This is a genomic window from Eisenbergiella massiliensis, assembly GCF_003435485.1.
In genome coordinates, this window is the sequence record NZ_QVLV01000010.1 from 177,103 (window position 1) to 195,644 (window position 18,542).

General features: G+C 49.8%; 15 protein-coding genes and 2 pseudogenes. 3 read left to right on the top strand and 14 right to left on the bottom strand.

The annotated features are described in order from the left end of the window. Positions 1–12: 12 nt before the first annotated feature. From DXC51_RS15905 to DXC51_RS15945, 9 genes and pseudogenes are all read right to left on the bottom strand, one after another. Positions 13–207, bottom strand: a pseudogene (locus tag DXC51_RS15905) (ATP-binding cassette domain-containing protein); the annotation flags it as partial. A gap of 66 nt (positions 208–273) precedes the next feature. Next, a pseudogene (locus DXC51_RS30760) lies at positions 274–471 on the bottom strand (ATP-binding protein); the annotation flags it as partial. 398 nt (positions 472–869) lie between these two features. Further along, on the bottom strand, positions 870–1,265 hold the full coding sequence (gene rpsI, locus DXC51_RS15915) for a 30S ribosomal protein S9 (protein ID WP_021633751.1): 396 nt from the start codon (positions 1,263–1,265) through the stop codon (positions 870–872). Between the two features lie 32 nt (positions 1,266–1,297). Next, positions 1,298–1,726, bottom strand: a complete 429-nt coding sequence (gene rplM, locus DXC51_RS15920; protein ID WP_021633750.1) for a 50S ribosomal protein L13 — start codon at positions 1,724–1,726, stop codon at positions 1,298–1,300. Between the two features lie 234 nt (positions 1,727–1,960). Then, positions 1,961–2,719 carry a 5'/3'-nucleotidase SurE gene (gene surE / locus DXC51_RS15925; protein ID WP_025487399.1) on the bottom strand — a complete coding sequence of 253 codons (759 nt, stop codon included), beginning with the start codon at positions 2,717–2,719 and terminating at the stop codon, positions 1,961–1,963. Then, the gene (gene truA / locus DXC51_RS15930) at positions 2,716–3,510 is read right to left on the bottom strand and encodes a tRNA pseudouridine(38-40) synthase TruA (RefSeq protein ID WP_044913980.1); all 795 of its coding nucleotides are present in this window, start codon (positions 3,508–3,510) and stop codon (positions 2,716–2,718) included. The genes surE and truA overlap by 4 nt, the downstream gene beginning before the upstream one ends. Continuing rightward, on the bottom strand, positions 3,507–4,310 hold the full coding sequence (locus tag DXC51_RS15935; RefSeq protein WP_025487400.1) for an energy-coupling factor transporter transmembrane component T family protein: 804 nt from the start codon (positions 4,308–4,310) through the stop codon (positions 3,507–3,509). The genes truA and DXC51_RS15935 overlap by 4 nt, the downstream gene beginning before the upstream one ends. 3 nt (positions 4,311–4,313) lie before the next feature. Continuing rightward, entirely contained in the window at positions 4,314–5,174 is an 861-nt protein-coding gene (locus DXC51_RS15940; RefSeq protein WP_025487401.1) for an energy-coupling factor transporter ATPase, read from the bottom strand. Further along, complete coding sequence (locus tag DXC51_RS15945) at positions 5,164–6,051, bottom strand: energy-coupling factor transporter ATPase (protein ID WP_044913982.1); 888 nt, start codon at positions 6,049–6,051, stop codon at positions 5,164–5,166. Before DXC51_RS15945 ends, DXC51_RS15940 begins: the two co-directional genes overlap by 11 nt. Positions 6,052–6,413: 362 nt before the next feature. Between DXC51_RS15945 and DXC51_RS15950 the strand changes: the two genes are divergently transcribed. Beyond that, positions 6,414–7,817, top strand: a complete 1,404-nt coding sequence (locus tag DXC51_RS15950; protein WP_025487403.1) for an MATE family efflux transporter — start codon at positions 6,414–6,416, stop codon at positions 7,815–7,817. Positions 7,818–7,921: 104 nt separating this feature from the next. Here DXC51_RS15950 and DXC51_RS15955 read toward each other — a convergent pair whose 3' ends face one another. Genes DXC51_RS15955 through DXC51_RS15965 form a run of 3 tightly spaced genes read right to left on the bottom strand, consistent with a single transcriptional unit; the run spans position 7,922 to position 12,060 of the window. Next, entirely contained in the window at positions 7,922–8,758 is an 837-nt protein-coding gene (locus DXC51_RS15955) for a sugar phosphate isomerase/epimerase family protein (protein ID WP_021633741.1), read from the bottom strand. Between the two features lie 54 nt (positions 8,759–8,812). Next, positions 8,813–10,987, bottom strand: coding sequence for a 1,3-beta-galactosyl-N-acetylhexosamine phosphorylase (gene gnpA / locus DXC51_RS15960; protein WP_117544900.1), 2,175 nt, complete (start codon positions 10,985–10,987; stop codon positions 8,813–8,815). A 20-nt stretch (positions 10,988–11,007) separates the two neighbouring features. Continuing rightward, complete coding sequence (locus DXC51_RS15965; RefSeq protein WP_021633739.1) at positions 11,008–12,060, bottom strand: glycoside hydrolase family 88/105 protein; 1,053 nt, start codon at positions 12,058–12,060, stop codon at positions 11,008–11,010. 394 nt (positions 12,061–12,454) lie between these two features. On the opposite strand from DXC51_RS15965, the gene DXC51_RS15970 reads away from it, so the two are divergent. Next, positions 12,455–12,964 (top strand): hypothetical protein, encoded by a 510-nt coding sequence (locus DXC51_RS15970; RefSeq protein ID WP_147331885.1) that lies wholly within the window; start codon positions 12,455–12,457, stop codon positions 12,962–12,964. 126 nt (positions 12,965–13,090) lie between these two features. Next, the gene (locus tag DXC51_RS15975; protein ID WP_025487406.1) at positions 13,091–14,098 is read left to right on the top strand and encodes an AraC family transcriptional regulator; all 1,008 of its coding nucleotides are present in this window, start codon (positions 13,091–13,093) and stop codon (positions 14,096–14,098) included. Positions 14,099–14,143: 45 nt separating this feature from the next. On the opposite strand, the gene DXC51_RS15980 is transcribed toward DXC51_RS15975, so the two are convergent. Together DXC51_RS15980 and DXC51_RS15985 are read right to left on the bottom strand one after the other, a co-directional pair. Continuing rightward, the gene (locus tag DXC51_RS15980) at positions 14,144–15,193 is read right to left on the bottom strand and encodes a hypothetical protein (RefSeq protein ID WP_025487407.1); all 1,050 of its coding nucleotides are present in this window, start codon (positions 15,191–15,193) and stop codon (positions 14,144–14,146) included. Then, a complete protein-coding gene (locus DXC51_RS15985) occupies positions 15,180–18,443 on the bottom strand; it encodes a DUF5107 domain-containing protein (protein ID WP_181970121.1) in 3,264 nt (1,087 codons plus the stop codon). The genes DXC51_RS15980 and DXC51_RS15985 overlap by 14 nt, the downstream gene beginning before the upstream one ends. Between the last annotated feature and the right edge of the window lie 99 nt (positions 18,444–18,542).

The following is an 18,542-nucleotide window of genomic DNA, read 5'->3' on the forward strand; positions in this document are numbered from 1 at the left end:
GTCGGACATATTGAAAATTCGATCTGCTGTGCTGGTGTGAAAAGCGCCCTCTACATTCAAAAGGGGACTTTTTCCGGAACCGGATTCACCGATGATGGCGATAAATTCGCCTTTACGTACAGAAAAGGTTACATGTCTCAATGCGTGAACCGCAGATTCACCTGTACCATAGCTCTTACACAGGTCTTGTACTTCAAAAATATTCATTTTATATACCTCCTATCTTACAGGTTCATCATACCTCCTTTGGCTTACTTTCAAGTGACCCCTGTCTTACTCATTTGTAAGATTGAAAAAATTCAATGCAAAAACAATTCCCTCATGCAATGTACTGATCACAGAAATTGTCTCTCCGTGCGCTTCTGTAATAGCTTTTGCCAACGGCAGGCCCAGGCCGATTCCATGCACATCTGATGAAAAACGACTACGGTAAAACTGTTTGAAGATGTTATACAAATCTTCATTGATAATTGATACCGGGAGGACACCTGAATTTATTGAAGGTAACGTATTCCAAACTTTTGTACAGTCCACTCCGATTACTGCTACATAGGTTAATCTGAAAAAACAACCCAAGCTGGAACCAAAGTCAAGCCCTCTGTGGCAGTTGCAGACAGCTCCTCTCAAAAAAATAACGGCCTGATAAACAGACCGTTGTTGGTTATTCAAATGGTTCATCCTCATCATTTCAGACTTCTTTTCCGATGGTAAAGAGGCACAGGCTTTGCAGATATGTACCGCATTCCATTCCAAATCAGCCGCACGCAAAACCAGTTCAAACCATATCAGCCCTTTGGGGCATAGAAAAACCCCGGAAAGTCTTGATTTTCCGGGGTTTTTGAACCATTTTGATATCTCCCGCCAGCTGATTATCTCTTGCTGAACTGAGGCGCACGACGTGCTGCCTTGAGACCATATTTCTTTCTTTCTTTCATACGAGGGTCACGTGTCAGGAAGCCTGCTTTCTTCAGAGTAGGTCTGAATTCTGTATCAGCTTCAAGAAGCGCTCTTGCGATGCCGTGTCTGATGGCGCCAGCCTGTCCTGTGTATCCGCCGCCCTTTACGTTAACCAGAACGTCAAATTTGCCGTCTGTTTCCGTAGCTGTCAGGGGCTGACGAACGATAACCTTCAGAGTCTCCAGTCCGAAGTACTCATCGATGGGTCTTTTATTAATAGTAATATCACCTTTTCCAGGTACAAGATATACTCTTGCGATAGATTTTTTTCTTCTGCCAGTTCCGTAATATTTTGCTGCGTTAGCCATTTTCTATTTCCTCCTTAATAGATTCCTTTGGATTAAAATGTCAGTACTTCAGGTTTCTGAGCTTCATGCTTGTGCTCCGGTCCTGCATATACGTGAAGTTTCGTGTACATCTGTCTTCCTAAAGGTCCCTTGGGGAGCATACCCTTAACAGCCAGTTCGATAACCTGTTCAGGTTTCTTAGCCATTTTCTCTTTCAGGGTAACTTCTTTCATTCCGCCTACGTAATCGGAGTGATGATAGTAAACCTTCTGGTCCATCTTCTTTCCGGTTACCTGAATCTTCTCTGCATTGATTACGATTACGTAATCTCCTGTATCAACATGAGGAGTGAACTCCGGTTTGTTCTTTCCTCTTAAAACCTTGGCAATTTCGGATGCAAGGCGGCCCAGTGTCTGGCCTTCTGCATCAACAACATACCATTTTCTATCAATCTTAGCCGGATTAGCCATAAATGTCTTCATAGTATACCTCCATCGATTTGTACGGATTTGGACCCTTTGGTCCGTATGACTGGCTCACGTGGTATCGCTCTGGGAATTGGAGCTTTCCACGTATTATTTATATATCAAAATGTCTTTCCGGGGCTTTGGTAAGACATTTTTCAACATCGTCACATTGAGTTATTATATTATACGGATCCGCGCGTGTCAATATCTTTTCTTAAGAAAATTCGTAGAAAATTGGCCTTTTTGCGCCTAAAACAGGGCATTTTCAGGTTCGTCCGTCCTACCCTTAGCTCCCAGGACCGTGTTTCTTATTTTTCCGATGGAAATATACCGCTCCAGGACCGCTTCCATATCCGTTCCGGGCGCCGCCGCTTTGGACGGGATCCCGCAGACGGAAAGCTGCAGACCTCCCTCCGGGCCTTCCTCCACCAGATAATTATCCATATAAAACTGTGTTTTCTCCGGGATACGGTTTTCACGGATTCCCCGAAGCTCCCGCAAGGGGCAGCCGGGAAAATTCACATTCCATATTTCATCCGGCGCACAGCCCGCTTCCAGCAATTTTTCGGCCACTGACAGAAGGCAGGCATCCGCCACCTCGCTCGTCCCGCCCCGTTCTTCGGAAAAAGCGATGGCAGGTATCCCGTTCAGCAACGCCTCCATGGCTGCGCCCACGGTTCCTGAATATAAAATATCCACGCCCACATTATAACCGCAGTTGATTCCTGAAAATACCACATCAGGCCTGTCCTGCATAAGGTGGCGGATTCCCACTTTCACACAGTCGGCGGGCGTTCCCGCCACGCTGTAGGCCATGACGCCCGGTACCGGGAAATCCTCCTGCCTGATTTGCAAGCTTCCCCGCACCGTAATGCAGTGGGACATGGCGCTGCACTGCTGTCCGGGCGCCACCACCCACACCTCTCCCAGGTTCTTTGCCGCTGCCGCCAGCCTGACAATTCCTTCGGCGCCTATGCCGTCATCATTTACCACAAGTATCCTTCTCATACCGTTTTCTCCGATTTTTCCTCAGCCGCCTGCTGCCCGGCCTTCTCCTTCAGCGCAGGAAATTCATAGGAAATCAGCGTCAGCCCTCTGGCAGGTGCCGTGGGGCCTGCCGCCGCCCTGTTCTTAGCCTCCAGCATTTCCTTTACCGCTTCCGGGGGATATTTGCCGCTGCCGATTTCCATCAGCGTCCCCGCAATGATGCGTACCATATTATATAGGAAGCCCGCCCCCGAAATGCGGATGATAAGCTCCGTCCCTTCCCGCGCCACATCACAGCTGTAAATAGTGCGCACCGTGGATTCCACCTGGGCGTTGACGCTGCAGAAGCTTTTGAAATCATGCTCTCCCACAAACAGAAGCGCCGCTTCCCGCATTCTTTTTTCATCCAGCGGGATATAAGTAAAATGGCTGTAAAGCCGCTTCACCGGGTTGGGAAATTCTTCATTCAGGATGCGGTATTCATAGGTTTTTATGCTATCCGTTTTTCTGGGATGGAAATCCGCGGGCACCTCCCTGGAATCCCGGATGCGGATATCCTCCGGAAGGCGCTGGTTCAATGCGTAGGAAAACTTTTCCCCGGGCATGCGCGCCTGCGTGTCAAATACCGCAATATTCCCCCAGGCGTGCACGCCTGCGTCCGTCCGGCTGGCTCCTATGACCTGCACAGGCTCCTTCAAAAGCTGCGTCAGGCAGCGGTTTAAAACCTCTTCAATGCTGATTCCATTGGACTGCAGCTGCCATCCGTGATAGTTCGTACCGTCGTAGGCAACCGTCAGCATCACTCTTTTCATAGTAAAATCCTTCCTATTACAACAGCGGCCGTCAGGTAAAGCGCCAATATACCATAGGCGGTATAATCCCTCTTTTTATAAATCAGGGGCTTCATCTTCGTCCTGCCGTCCCCGCCCCGGTAGCAGCGCGCTTCCATCGCCATGGCAAGGTCATTGGCACGCCGGAAGGCGGAAATAAAAAGCGGTACAAGAAGAGGCACCATGCTTTTGGCCTTTTTAATCAGATTCCCGCTCTCAAAGTCTGCTCCCCTGGCAATCTGGGCTTTCATGATTTTATCCGTTTCCTCCAAAAGGATAGGGATAAAACGAAGGGCGATGGACATCATCATTGAAATTTCATGAACCGGCACATGGATTCTCTTCAGCGGATGAAGCAGGCTTTCCATTCCGTCCGTAAGATTATTCGGCGTTGTTGTCAGCGTCATGACGGAGGAGCCGATAATCAGAAAGCTCAGACGCACTGCCATTTTAATTGCCGTTATCAGGCCCTCTTTTGTAATAGTCAGCTTCCACAACGTAATCAGCGGTTCTCCCGGCGTCAGAAAAAGATTGAATACCACGGTCAGGATCAGCAGAAGCAATATCGCCTTCATGCCCTTGACCATGAATTTAAAGGGGACGTGGGAAAGGCGGATAACAAGCGCCAGGAACCCTGCCGCCAGCAGATAGCCCCAGAAATTATTCACCACAAACAACGATATAATAAAAATCACCGTGGCCATCAGCTTGACCCTTGGATCCAGCCGGTGCACCACCGATTCGGTCTGATAATACTGCCCTAATGTAATGTCTCTTAACATAGCCTATTTTTCCTTCCCGCAGCCGCAGGCAGCCAGAATGGCATCCCTGGCCTCCGTCAGCGTGGTTGCGTCCGTTTCCACCGCAAGCCCCGCTTCCTTCAGCGTATGCATGATATAAGTCACCGAAGGGGCAGCAAGTCCCACCGCTTCCAGCTCTTTTACGTGGCGGAACACCTTTTTCGGCTCATCGTCATACATCACGCTGCCCTTGTTCATCACAATAATACGGTTTACATAATTGGCAACATCCTCCATACTGTGGGATACCAGCACAATCGTCATTCCTGTCTTTTCACGCAGTTCTGAGATCTCCCCCAGTATCTCATCTCTTCCCTTCGGGTCCAGCCCTGCGGTAGGCTCGTCCAGGACAAGCACATCCGGTTTCATGGCAAGCACGCCCGCAATGGCCACTCTTCTTTTCTGCCCGCCGGACAGGTCAAAGGGTGACTGCTGATAATATTCCTCACCGATTCCCACAAGCTCCAGAGCTTCCCTGGCCCGGCCTTCCGTCTCTTCCCTGGAAAGCCCCAGGTTCTTCGGTCCGAAGCATACATCGGTAAAAACATCGATTTCAAAAAGCTGATGTTCCGGGTACTGGAATACCAGCCCCACCTTGCTGCGCAGCTCCTTCATATTATAATCTTTGTCATAAATATTCTTTCCATTATAATAGATCGCGCCGTCCGTTGCCTTCAGCAGGCCGTTCAGATGCTGCACCAGCGTGGATTTCCCGGAACCGGTATGCCCGATAAGCCCGATAAACTGCCCGTCCTCTATGGAAATGCATACATCCTTCAGCGCCGCCACAGACAGCTCGGTGTCCGCGCCATATATATAATTCACATGCTCCAGTTTAATCGCCATTTTGTTTCTCCGTAATTTTAAGCAGTTCCCTTTTCAGCTCTTCCGTGGTAAGGATTCCATCAGGCAGCAAAAGCCCTTTCTTTTTCAGTTCATAGGCAAGCAGCGTCACCTGCGGCACATCCAGCCGGAGCTTCTTCAGCTCCTCCACTCTGGAAAAAACCTCCCGCGGCGTTCCTTCCATAACCACCTGTCCCTCATCCATGACAAAAACCTTATCCGCATGAATGACCTCTTCCATATAGTGGGTGATGAGAATAACCGTCACATTTTCCACATCGTTCAGCGCCCGTGCCGCGCGTATTACTTCCCTGCGGCCGCTGGGATCCAGCATCGCCGTAGGCTCGTCCAGCACGATGCACTTGGGATGCATGGCCAGGACACCCGCAATGGATACTCTCTGCTTCTGTCCGCCGGAAAGCTTATTGGGCGAATACTTCCTGTATTCGTACATTCCCACTGCCTTCAGGCTTTCCTCCACGCGTTCCCATATTTCCTTTGTGGGGACTCCCATGTTCTCCGGTCCGAAGCCCACATCCTCCTCTACCACCTGCCCGATGATCTGGTTGTCCGGATTCTGGAACACCATGCCCGCCGTCTGCCTGATATCCCAGACATTGCTTTCTTCAGCGGTTACCCTGCCGTCCACCCAGACAGTTCCCGAGGTGGGCACCAGCAGCGCATTGATGTGCTTTGCCAGCGTGGACTTGCCGGAACCATTGTGCCCCAGGATGGCGATAAAATCACCCTGCTTCACCTCCAGGCTCACATTGTCCACAGCCCGGATTGTCCCCTCCTCGTTTCCTTCCTCATCGTGCCTGATATAATCGAAGGTTAATTCCTTTGTTTTAATAATCTCTTTTACCGCTTCGTTTTCCATATGCTATCCTGTATCTGAAAATTGGTGCAGCCATAGGTATACAGCTGCAAATATTGGTTTCAATTACGGCCACCTTCCTATTTTACTAGAGTCTATAAAGAATTACAAGAGTAACAGTTCAGGCAGGTTTGCGCATTCACTGCACAAACCGTGAGAAAACGTGGAAGAAGCAGGCATCCGCCCCTCGCCGGAGGCGGCTTATCATGGGCGGATGCAGTAACAATTCGGCCCGGGCGGAGGCCGGACTGTTAATTACAAGAAAATGGTGATAATAATTCTTGCAGTTGGCGGCGCAGTTGGTTATAATCTATAGCTGGTGCAGAAAATTCTTTCTACGCCAATTTATCCACCAGGGGGGAGCTATGAAAACACAAAAGAAGCATGTCAATGATTTTGGAAATGATTCCGTACCAGGACTGGTGCTCAGGGTATCCGTCCCGTTTATGTTCGCTCAGTTCGTCAACGTTATGTACAGCATCGTTGACCGCATTTATATAGGTAATATTCCGGCTGCCGGGGCCGATTCCCTGGCAGGGGCCGGCGTATGCGCGCCCATCATCACCCTTCTGTCCTCCTTTGCCACGCTCATCGGCATCGGCGGATCCATACTCTTTTCCATGCGTCTTGGACAGAATGATAAAAAAGATGCGGAAAAAATACTGGGGAACTGTTTTTCCACGCTGATTCTGTTTTCTGCGGCGCTGACCCTGATTTTCCTGCTCAGCAAGGGAATGCTTCTTCATTGGTTCGGCGCCAGTGATGTGACCTATCCTTATGCCAATACCTATCTGACCATATATACCTGCGGCACCTTTTTTGCACTGCTTTCCATGGGAATGAACTACTTTATTACCGCCCAGGGATATCCGCTTTTAGGCATGGTGACGACGCTCATCGGCGCCATCCTGAACATTATACTGGACCCGCTGTTTATCTTTGTTTTCCATATGGATATCGCAGGGGCCGCGGTGGCCACGGTGCTTGCCCAGCTGGCTTCCTGCATTTTCGTCCTCTGCGTCCTTTACAGGAAAAGCATGCCGGTCCCCCTCCACCTGCGCAGGCCCGATCCTGTACTTGTCAAAAGGATCCTGGCTCTGGGTTTTTCCCCTTTCCTGATTCTGGCCACCGACAGCATTATCATCATTGCGATGAATGCGGTCCTGCAGTATCACGGCGGGCCGGGCTACGGGGATACGCTCATCACCTGCGCCACCATCGTCCAGAGCTATATGATGTTGATTACCTCCCCCATGCTGGGGATTACCGGCGGTTCCCAGCCGCTTATCAGCTTTAATTACGGTGCGAACAAGCCGGAGCGTATCCGGAAAATCGTGTTCTGCGTGCTTATGCTGTGTATCGGCTTCACTTCCTTTATGTTTCTGGTTTCCCGGTTCCTGCCCGCGGCATTTGCAGGTATTTTTACCAATAATGCAGAATACATAGAGCTTTCCGTTTGGGGCATACGCGCCTTTACCATGATGATAATCCCCTTAAGCCTGCAGTATACCTTCGTGGATTCCCTTACTGCACTGGGAATGACCGGGCTTTCCCTGTTCCTGTCGCTGTTCCGCAAGACCACCTATTTTGTGGCCACCTGCCTGCTGCCCTTCGCTTTTACCGCGGCAAGCGCATTCTATGCGGAGCCGATTGCGGACGGCATTGCGGCGCTCACCTCAACCACCGCCTTTGCTATTGTGTACATGAAATATCTGAAAGGGACCGGCAGCCTGATGGAAATTGGCACCGGACGCGGACAGGCGGCGTAAAAGCCCACGTTTTCCTTTTCTCATAAAAAAAAGCGTAATCAGAAAGGTCCGGTTCCTTCCGGCCGCCCTGCTGATTACGCTTTTGTTATTTTTATGTTTTCGGCCTACGCCTCATCCCACAGCCTCTCCATAAACTCTCTGGCTGCCACCGCGTTCTCCGGCACGGTATCCTCCAGCGTCGCATGGATGTAAGGCTTATCCTTTTTCATAAAATGAATGAGATCGCTGTAGTCCATAATTCCCTGCCCTGCCGCCATGGAAATCACCTTTCCATCCTTCACGGTAAAGTCCTTGACATGGATCACCGCCACATCCTCTCCCAGAATATCAATGGCGTTCTTTACCACATCCTTCTGATTTGCAGCGTTGGATCCATCCAGAAGATTCACCGGATCCAAAATGATCTGCAGGTTCGGGGAAGCAATGGCACGAAGCACCTGCCTCGCCCGTTCCGGGCTGTATACAATGTGCTGGCACACCGGCTCAATCGCCACCACCACACCCATTTTTTCCGCATACTCCACCACGTAGGACAGATTCTTAATGAAAAAATTCAAAGCCTCCCGGGTACGCGCGGCTGGGTCCGGCGCATAGAACACATTGGGATTCCCCGTCTCTGTCCCCACCACGCCCGCTCCCAGCCAGGAAGCGAAACGGATCTGCGCTTTGTAGGTTTCTATTGTTTTCGCAAGCTCCGTACTGTCCGGTGTGGCCAGGTTCAGATAACAGCCCAATACAGCTACATCCAGATCATTTTCGGCAAACAGCCTTTTCAGATACATGGCAAAGCCCGGTGTCAGTGTTGTGTTCTTTATGGGGAAATCATCAATCACCTTTCCCAGGGCCACATGGGCGCAGGTAAAGCCCTGCTCCCTGGTATGCGCCAGCCTCTGGGGAAGCGCCATTTTTACTGTATCATGCAAACGGATTCCTATCTGCATCGCATTATCTCCTCTGCGGTAACAGCCCGGTTAACCGAACTGTTACCTTTTTAATCAGATATTCAGCATCTTCGTCGCGTAAGGCTCCAGCTGCGTCTCCACACTGCCCTTCTGCGTCCGCACCGCCGTGGTCTGCGGCTGATCACTGTTGTTGATGACCACCAGACGACCGCTTCCCGGATAATAAGCGCATTCCGTATTCGCATTATCCGTCAGGTAAAGACCGTTCAAATCCTCCCGTCCCGCCAGCAAAATCAGGTTCAGGAGCAATCTGGTATTTTCAATCGTCTTTTCAAAGGAAGCCAGATAAATTCCAAGGCCTTTTCCAAATTCATTGATTGTAAACACAGGCACGCCGCCGTCCTCTGCCAGAACCTTTGCTTTTCCGTCGGTGAGATAAGGAATTCCCTTGCGGTAATCTCCTTTCTTCTTTACGAAGCTGCCTTCCGGCATCAGGCCTTCTATGTTTTCTACGGCAAACTGCCATTTACCATGGCAGATACGCGCGCCGGTGTCCTCATCCACACCCAGCACAGGCGCCATACGGAAAAATGTATCATAGCCTTCCACCGCGGAAGGTTCATTCACGCCGATAAACGCGCCCCCTTCATAAACGAAGCGTGTCAGCTTCTCCACAACCGCAGGGTTCTTCCACACATCGCCGCCGCTCCATGCACTGCCTGCAAAGCCCGCATTAATAACTACGTCCACATCCTCAAGCGCGCCGTTTAACACGTCCTCAAAGCTGATAAAGGATACATCCACCGGCAGGCCGGACAACGCTTCATTGATATGTATCAAATCGTTCATATAGGTTTCATGGAAGTGTCCGGAAAGCGTCCAGGAACGCAGTTTTCCCCAATAATGCAGCACCGCCACCTTAGTCCTGATACTGTAAGACTTTCCTTCCTCATGGAAGCTGCCAAAGGTGCGGAATTCATCCCCCACCTGTTCTATATAATCGCAGAAATCCGGATAATCCTGCACCAGATGCAGATATCCTCCCAGGCCGATCCGCTGTATCGGCTCACGCAGAAGCGCCCTTCTCACGCTGTTCCAGTACTTTTTCGCCTCCAGCGTGGGATCTCCGCCCTCCATAAAGGTAGGCGCGCCGCCAAGCCCCACAGGGAACAGATAAGGATGCAGGCGAAGCTCATGGGTATCCACCTTAACCCCCGCGCACAGCCTTGCTTCATAGCCTGAAAAAACACACTTAATCAATCCGTCAAAGCCGAACTCCTGGAACCTGCCGTTATAAGGCTCGATTCCCACCCAGCTGTCGTCGTAGAATACATATGCCTTTTTACCGTACTCATGCACCATATCAATCAGCTTACGGCCAAATGAAATCACAAAATCATTGATAAACTCCATCCAGTCGGCCTTATGCTGATTTCCCGGCATATGAGTCACATGCAGCTTGCCCTGATTGACAAAATCCTCCGCCGTAAGCTCATATCCGTATTTATCCGCAAATGCGTTAAGCGCCCTCTCACTCACCGTGAAATCATAAGAGCCCCAGTCCGTATACAGATTCCTGTTTCTTACATCGCTTCCCCAAATCCATACAAAATTATAGAACATGGAGGTAAAACGCACTACCGTTGTCGCCGGATGCGTCTCGCACCACTCCTTCATCCAGCCCGTTAAAAACTCCTGCGTCTCCGGATACATGGGATCGATCTGCATCAGATGTTCCTTATCCCAGTTATTTGTCGTATGGTTATACATGGAGATTTCTTCCCAGATACGATAAGCCATAAAGCTCACCGTATAGGAATGAAAGGCTGCAGGCTCATTGACCGTCACACTGCCGGCCGCCTTGTCGTAGCTCCACTTCTCCCGCGGTACAAGCGTATCCGTGGTCCTGTCATATACCTGCCAGTAATGCATGGCATTTTCACTGTCATTAATACGGAACTGCTCCTCAAAAAAACCTTCCATCAGGCAGACAGTCAGCTTACCTTCCACTGCCACCGCCGGGCTGGTCATAAGGAAACACTGCTGCAGCTTATCCTGATTCTCCCTGGCCCATTCATTATGATCCCTTATCATGCAAATGGTGGAATAAATTCCATAGCCTGCATCTAAAATTTCATCTGACAGCACCGTTCCGTCACTGTCCCGGATCACATCCGCGCCCCATTTTTCCGCCAGCTCCAACGTCAGCTTCTCATAGCCTGCCTCACCGGGCAGGGTAAAATTCCCTTTTCTTTTCACTTCACACATCTTTTTACACTCCTGTCTGATTATAAAGCGCCGTCCTTCGCCGCATCATTAGCCGTAAGCAGCCCCGAGAAAAATGCCAGAGCCAGTCCCTGGCCCCAACCCTGAATCCAGCGTTTGGAAATCTCTCTGTAACCGTCCCGATCCTTCATTACTGCCGTACCACCGGATACATTCATCACCTTGCCGTCCTTACTCACATTGGCAAGAAGCCCCTTGATTGCCTTGTTAATATACTTGGAATGGAGGGGATTTCCTTTTTCCAGCATAGCCGCCGCTATTCCCGCGGAAGCAGAAACCTCTTCATAAGACTCCTCATCATCCAGAATAGTCCGCCACAGGCCATTTTCCGTCTGTAAAAGCTTCAGTGCCGCCAGCTGCTCATTCAGCGAACCCGTCACCTCCAGGAACTTCGGATACAGATAAGCCTCCGGAAGAATTGCCCCTACCTGAGACATGGTATACGCCGCCCAGGCATTCGCCCTGCCCCAGTAAAAACCGGACATATGATCCCCAGTTATATTATTGTAGCCATGATAATACAGCCCCGTTTCCGGATTCTGCAGATAATGGATATGCCAGTAATACTGATTCAGCGCATCCTCAATAATCTCCTCATCCTTCAGCTTCACGCCCACTCTGAGCAGGAAAAACGCCGCCATAAAAAGCGTATCGGCCCAGGCCTGCTCCGGGAAATCATTATTTGCGGAAACCGTATGCTGCAGCACATGGTCCCCAAACCGCAGCGCATCCTTACGCAGATAAGCCACCTTGCTCATCGCCACGTCCCAATACTTCTCATCCCCGGTCGCTTCATACAGCGTGATCAGGCAATGCCCCATAGCGCACGTATTCACCGTCCACTGCGGCGGCAGCCCCAGCTCCATATACTCATCCACCCTGTTTTTCAGAAGCTCCAGATACTCCTCATTCTTCGTAACCTCCCACGCCTTTGCGATTCCATAATAAGCCACACCGCAAGGCCAGTCCCAGGTCAGGTCCATATTCATTGTCTTATGGACAATCCTGTCAATAACCTCCGCTATCTCTTTCCTGTCAAAATCCAGTTTCAGCATCCCTGCACTCTCCTTCTCCGGATATCCCCGGTTTTATTATGTAAATAGGTAACTGTTCCATCTCACTACAGCTACTCCCACTTATTCTGCCATCTTCTCCAGCCTGTCTCTATCATAAATGATAATCCCCTCCATTTCTATTTATTTTCAATAATATACTTTGCAATTTCAACCATTTATGCTATCCTGATTTTAGATTCCGCGCAATATTTCATTCTTTTTTAGAGCTTTTAAAAATCAAAACCGTTAAAATGCTTATTTTTCAGGAAGGCAGACAATTTTTATGGTTTTTCTACACAATTTATAGCATATCCTGTTCGTTATTTTTTTGCCAAAGTGGTTGTAATTACTATCTTTTTATTTTTATCACCTTATTCGGGCATTGTAATCCCTAATGGAGATTGGCAAAATAAACTTAAAAAATATGGAATTTTCAGAGGAGGTGCCGTTTATAGAAAAATTTATATGGACAAAATCGAATTATAAACTTATGCTTGGAAAATGGAAAATAGGAATTATACTTGAAGCAGGCTATCAATTACTTAAATCAGTAGAAAATAAAGAAAGCTGTGTAAAGCTGACAGACCAAATCTATTTTCAAAACATGCTTTTTCCATATCCATATAGTCAACCTCTGACAAACGAAGAATTAGAATGTTTTTGCCGTGGACTAAAACTAATCAGTAACCAGATAGAGAATTTATTACAAAAAGATTCTTCTCTAAAGATTGCACTTCGCGTTATTCAGTTTGAAGATTGTAATATACAAAATGAAGCATTTACGGCTTCTGCTATCCAGTGGGCAAGTGAAACATTTAAATTTCCTATGCCTCAAATCAGTGTATATTTTAATGATTCAAAAGGGCAAAATGGAATATATTTATTTGACTTTTCTCTAATATAACTTCCAGTTGATAGAGCAGGCAATTTTGAAGTTGTGGAAGGGATAAATAAAAGTATTAAGATTGCAGAGCATGCCTTAAAGCTACACAAATACCGCCGCACCAGATACCCAAAAAAGGAAATCAATATGCCAAAACAGAAAAATTCCGTCATGGAATACCGCAATTACTACCTTCCCGTTGACTTTCCCGTCCTGATTCTAAGCGGGGAGCATTGGAAAATATCCGATATTCCCAGCAGCCGCCTGCACTTCCACAACTGCCTGGAAATCGGCCTCTGCCATTCCTGCAGCGGCACCATGAAGTTCTACAGCGAACCCATGACCTTCAAAGCGGGGGATGTCACCTGCATCCCCCGTAATATTCCCCATACCACCTATTCGGACAAGGGTACGGAAAGCCGCTGGTCCTATATCATGTTTGATCCTGCCGAGCTGTTCCGCGCTCTGCTTCCGGCTTCCGAATCCGGCCCGGATCTTTCTCTGTTTTCCTATCGGAATTACAGACATATCCTGCCCCGGGCGGAATATCCCCATATCCATTACCTGACCCAATCCATCATAGATGAAATGGAGCATACACGCCCTAACTACCAGTCCTGTGTAAAAGGGCTGCTGCTCGCCCTTTCCATTGAACTGAACCGCATCCAGGAGCAGGCCAATGCCCCGGAAAGTACCTGCGGCGGGCCAACCTCTTCCTCCGGGCCAGATGCAGTCCACTCCATCCCGGAAAATGCCCTGGTCATCTCACCGGCCCTGGATTATATCGAGGATCACTACAGCTCCCAGTTCCCCATCGAGGTGCTGGCCGATCTTTGCCACATGAGCCTCACCCATTTCCGGCGCGTTTTCCATTCCATCATGCAGACCAGCCCGCTGGATTACTTAAACAGCACCCGCATCATGAAGGCCTGCAACCTGCTGCGCAGCACGGAGGAATCCATTCTTTCCATTTCAGAAATGGCGGGCTTCGCCTCCGTTTCCAACTTCAACCGGCATTTTCACGCGGTGATCCACATGACGCCCCGGGAATACCGCAACCAGATGCTTTTTGCCCGCCAAAAGGAAGGGACCGATATCCGCCATACCATCCTGGAATTCTCCGGCTGGATGGAACCGGAAAGCGATCCCCTCTGATATTCCTGCGAAACAGTTCAGCAGAGCCGGACTGTTTCGCTTTTTTCATTCATCCTTATAATACTCCGCCAGCGCTTCCTTTACGGCATAATAAGCCGGCTTGGGACGGCACTGCGTATCCACAATCCCCCAGTAACACTCGGCCGGACAGTCAGAGGCGCCGCAATGATAACAGTGATAGGCATCCCTCCAACAGAACATAAAGGACCCCAGACAATGAGGATGCTGCGCAAAAATCCTGTGGCCCCTTCTGAAATAATCCGCCTGAACCTCCGGGGTATGCCCGCCCTTCGCCTCATGAAACCACTTCTTCACATAGCATACCTCAGGAAGTCCCTTGGGCACCAGCGCCGGATCCGGCATTTCTTCCGCCAGCTCCCCGGCTGAGGAGTACCCCCATTCATTGGCCAGTACCGGAAGCCGGTATCTTTCATACAGCGCGTCCAGCACCCCAATCCAGTTTTCCGCATCCCCGGGCTGCCAGGAACCAAAGTACTGATCCACGCCCATATAATAAAAGGAATGCCCTTCCCGATACACCAAATCCGCAATTCTCACCGCATTTTCATTATAGCAGGAAATGTTGATACCACATCTGGCTTCCGGATTGCCCCGCCTGATTCCTTCCGCACATGCCCTGGCGGTATCTGCAAGAATGTCATCCGGGTAGTCATTGGAAAATACGGGAATATCGATTTCATTCATACACTGCCAGTAAATCCCCGCAGCCTCCCCCAAATCCTCACAGATAAACCGCATGCTTTCCCTCACATTTTCATAAAACTCTTCCGTCCCCTTCTTTCCCACGAACTCCGGGAAATGCTCATGCCAGCATGTTTTTCCCTCCTCTTCATCATAGGTAAAACCGCCCAGCGGCGGTGTCGCAGGCATTACCTGGAAGCCTTTGGCATGGGTATCACGGATTTCCTGTCTGGCTGCTATGTATTCCTCGCTTAATGTCCCGAACATCTTATCCTTCCAGGGAAAACAGATATTTAGCCGCATCCATTCCACACCCAGCTCCTTTACCATGTCATATTCCCCATTTGTGTCATAAGCAAATACAATCCCTTTAATTTTTTCAGATGCCTTCATACCCCATTTTACCTCCATCCTCTTCAATCAGGCGCAGCCATGCCATTTCGGCTCCCCAGACTGCTGCCAGCTCCTTTTCCTTCCTTGCTTCCTGTTTTCTCCCCAGGCCGGTCAGCGCATAGAACCTGGCCGGATGGGCCTTCCTGTGATTTGCCTTTTTTATACTGTGCTCTCCCGGCAGATTGGAGACAAAGCCCCCAAAATGGGGAAGCCTGTCTTCCTCCTTCAATATGGCATCCGCTCCGTCCAGCATCGACAGATACAGCGCCGCAGCTTCCCGCTCTTTTCCCAGCCGCCGCAGCGCACAGGCCGTATAAAAATCACTCTCATCCAGCCGTCCCGTCTGATGGGCCGCCGCCTTTTCGTACCAGGCAAAGGCTTCCCTTTCCTCTCCTGCTGCCTCCAGCGCTTTCGCCATATGGAAATATACTGCCGCTTCCCGTGCAGTTACACCGCGGCCCTCCTGATAATTTTCCGGATATTCCAGAGCCGTTTTATAAAAAGCAATGGCCCCGCCATAATCTTTTTCCCGGAAAGCCCGCCTTCCCAGCTGAATATAAGCAAGAATATGCGCTTTTACCAGGATACCTTCTCCGCCCTCATAAGGATTAAAGGTACGGTTCTTCAAGTAAGCCGCCGCCTTTTCCGGCATTCCCGCCTCATTATAAAGCACCAGCTGTTGATGATACAGATCCTCTCTTTTATAAACCAACTGAGGATATGCTTCAAGAAGCTCCAGCAGCTTTTCTACCGGAACACCTGATTCCCTGCGTATTTCCATAAGCTCCAGAAGATACCGCCCGTCTTGATGCATAGCAAAGGCCTTTTCCATTTCCCGCCTTGCTCCCACCTTGTCTTCAAATACCTCAAGCAGGGCAAGGGCCATACATCTGTGGGCCTGATGCAAACCGTCCTCCCTGGTAACAGACACTTCCCAGCATTTCACGCCTTCTTCGCGGTTATCCCTTCCATAGAATAAACAGCCAAGATAATATGCGCTTTTCCCTCCATCCTTTCTTTGCGCAAAGGCATATTGGAGAACACGCCTATCCATATCCGTATATGGAAAGCAGTAATCCGGCGACATCTCCCCCGCCTGTGTAAGGAAATCTGCTGCTTTTGCTTCTTTCCCAAGACCTGCTGCCGCATATGCCCTGTAATAACAGTTCATCGGATCCGCAGGCGCAATCCGGCCCAGCTTTAGCACCTCCTGCCAGGCTCCCAGCTCCAGATATTCCGCCATCAGGACACGCCATGCCGTTTTTCTCTCACGCAGCACATTTTTCAGTCTATCCAGTGCTTCCTTTTCATCCTGCAGAAACCAGCTTTCCCCCAGCAGACCGTATCCGAGCGGATCCACGGCCAGCATATCGCGGACCACCTTCCCCGCTTCTTTGCTTCTTCCCGATTTCCGCAGTATAAAAGCCTTCAGGAAGGAAAGCTCCGGGCTTTCCCCATTCACTGTGAGCGCTTCCCTGATACAGGAAAGCGCATCTTCAAAACAACCCTTACGTACATAAAGCTTCGCCGCCTGTTTTAGTCCGGCTCCCTTATACCCATAATTCCAGGCTGCTTTCCGGTAAAAACGGATCGCTTCCTCCTCCTGCCCATCATTCTCCAGCGCCCAGGCATAATTAAAACAGCATTCCCCATCCCTGGGATTGGGGTTTCTGAGCATACTGCGTTTTACCGCTTTTTCAAAAAACGGAAGCGCCTTTTTGCAGTCCCCCTTTCTCATCCACAGAAGCCCCATTCCATTATTGCAGCGGATATCTCCGTTGTCCCGTCGCAGCGCTTCCCGATAATAATCTTCTGCCCGAAGCGTTACATGCCGGTACTGCTCCAAATGAAGCCCCTCCAGATACAGCTCCTCCTGCGTGGGTATCTCCTCCGGCTTCCGTGCCGGCCTGTGAGGCGCCGGTTTTTCCCGGTCCTGGAAAAAGGACGGCCCGAAGGTATAGGAAACCAGGATTTTCCCCGATTCATCAAGAAGAAACAGCGATATATCCTTTTCCTGCGTCCCCTCCGCTGTTTCCAGGCTCCGCAGGCACGGCTGTCCCGGTTCCAGGAAAAGGCATTCCTCCAGAAGCCGCTCTCCCTTCACCTCCACGCAGATTCTCGCCTGTTTGTGAACCGCAGTCACCTGAAAAGCAGCCTCCAGCCTTCTTCCGTTTAAAACAAAACCCACGGCCCCATCCTTTTCCGCATTTTTCAGCCCCGGCATATGGGCGGTGGCATACCAGGTCTGCTCAAAGGTCTTCGTTTCATCCGGCGCAATAAAGGAAAAATCCGGCTGGTTATCCGTATAGCAGCCCGTCATGATTTCCAGATAGGCGCCGTCCTCATCGGTCAGGTTACGGTGCCATACATCACCGAACTCCCTGCTTCCCCAGGTAAAAAACTTTTTGCCCACAGAAACGTTATGATCCGCCACATGCACTGTTCCCCGCTGTCTTCCGTGATCGAACCCGGCCATAAAATTATAATCTGAGTTCAGAATAAAAAAGGAGGCCGGAGAAGGAATATTTTTAAACCAGGTAATATCCGTTCCCTCACCGAAATCAGCTCTGGCAAATTCTCCCTTCACTACCGGGAATTCTGATACCGCATCCTTATAATGATAAGTAATGTAGTCAATATCCGGCGGAAACTGCAGCTGATAGTCCTCATTGGCATGCACTGCCAGATTGGCCCACCAGTGAAAAGTCTGCATGGCATTAGACGGGTTATACAGCCTTGTTTTTACCGTCACATAAGATTTGTCCGGCCAGATGGTTACCCCCACCATCCCCTTCATGCCGAACAAAGGCTCATATTCTCCCATCCAGGCTGTCTGTGCTCCATCCTCCCCCTCTTCAATCACACAGTCCACAGGCATATACGTGGTAGGACGGTGATGCTGCGGCCAGTTGAATTCAATCCCCCCTGAAATCCATGCGCCGCACAGCCCTATCAAAGCTGGCTTAATCACCTGGTTTTTGTAGACGAAATTATAATCCAGCTTTTTATCGTAGCCTTCATATATCCGCCCTCCCAGTTCAGGCAGCACCGTCACCCGGATGAATTCATTTTCCAGCACAACAGCGTCATACTCCCTGTCCGTCTTCACGTTTTTAAAGGTATCGATCATGGGAATGGGATAAATGTTCCCCCGTGTCCCCTGATGATTCCTCACATCATAAAAATAGGGTGATCTCTCCGCCTCATCCATCTCATAGGTGGGAATCACAAGCTTTTGCCTGCAAATCATGCCTACCCCTCCCCTCTGCGCGCCGAAACGCGCATACGCATACATTTGTTATGCTTATATTGTAAAGGAGCCGGCGCATTTTTACAAATACACTGGCTC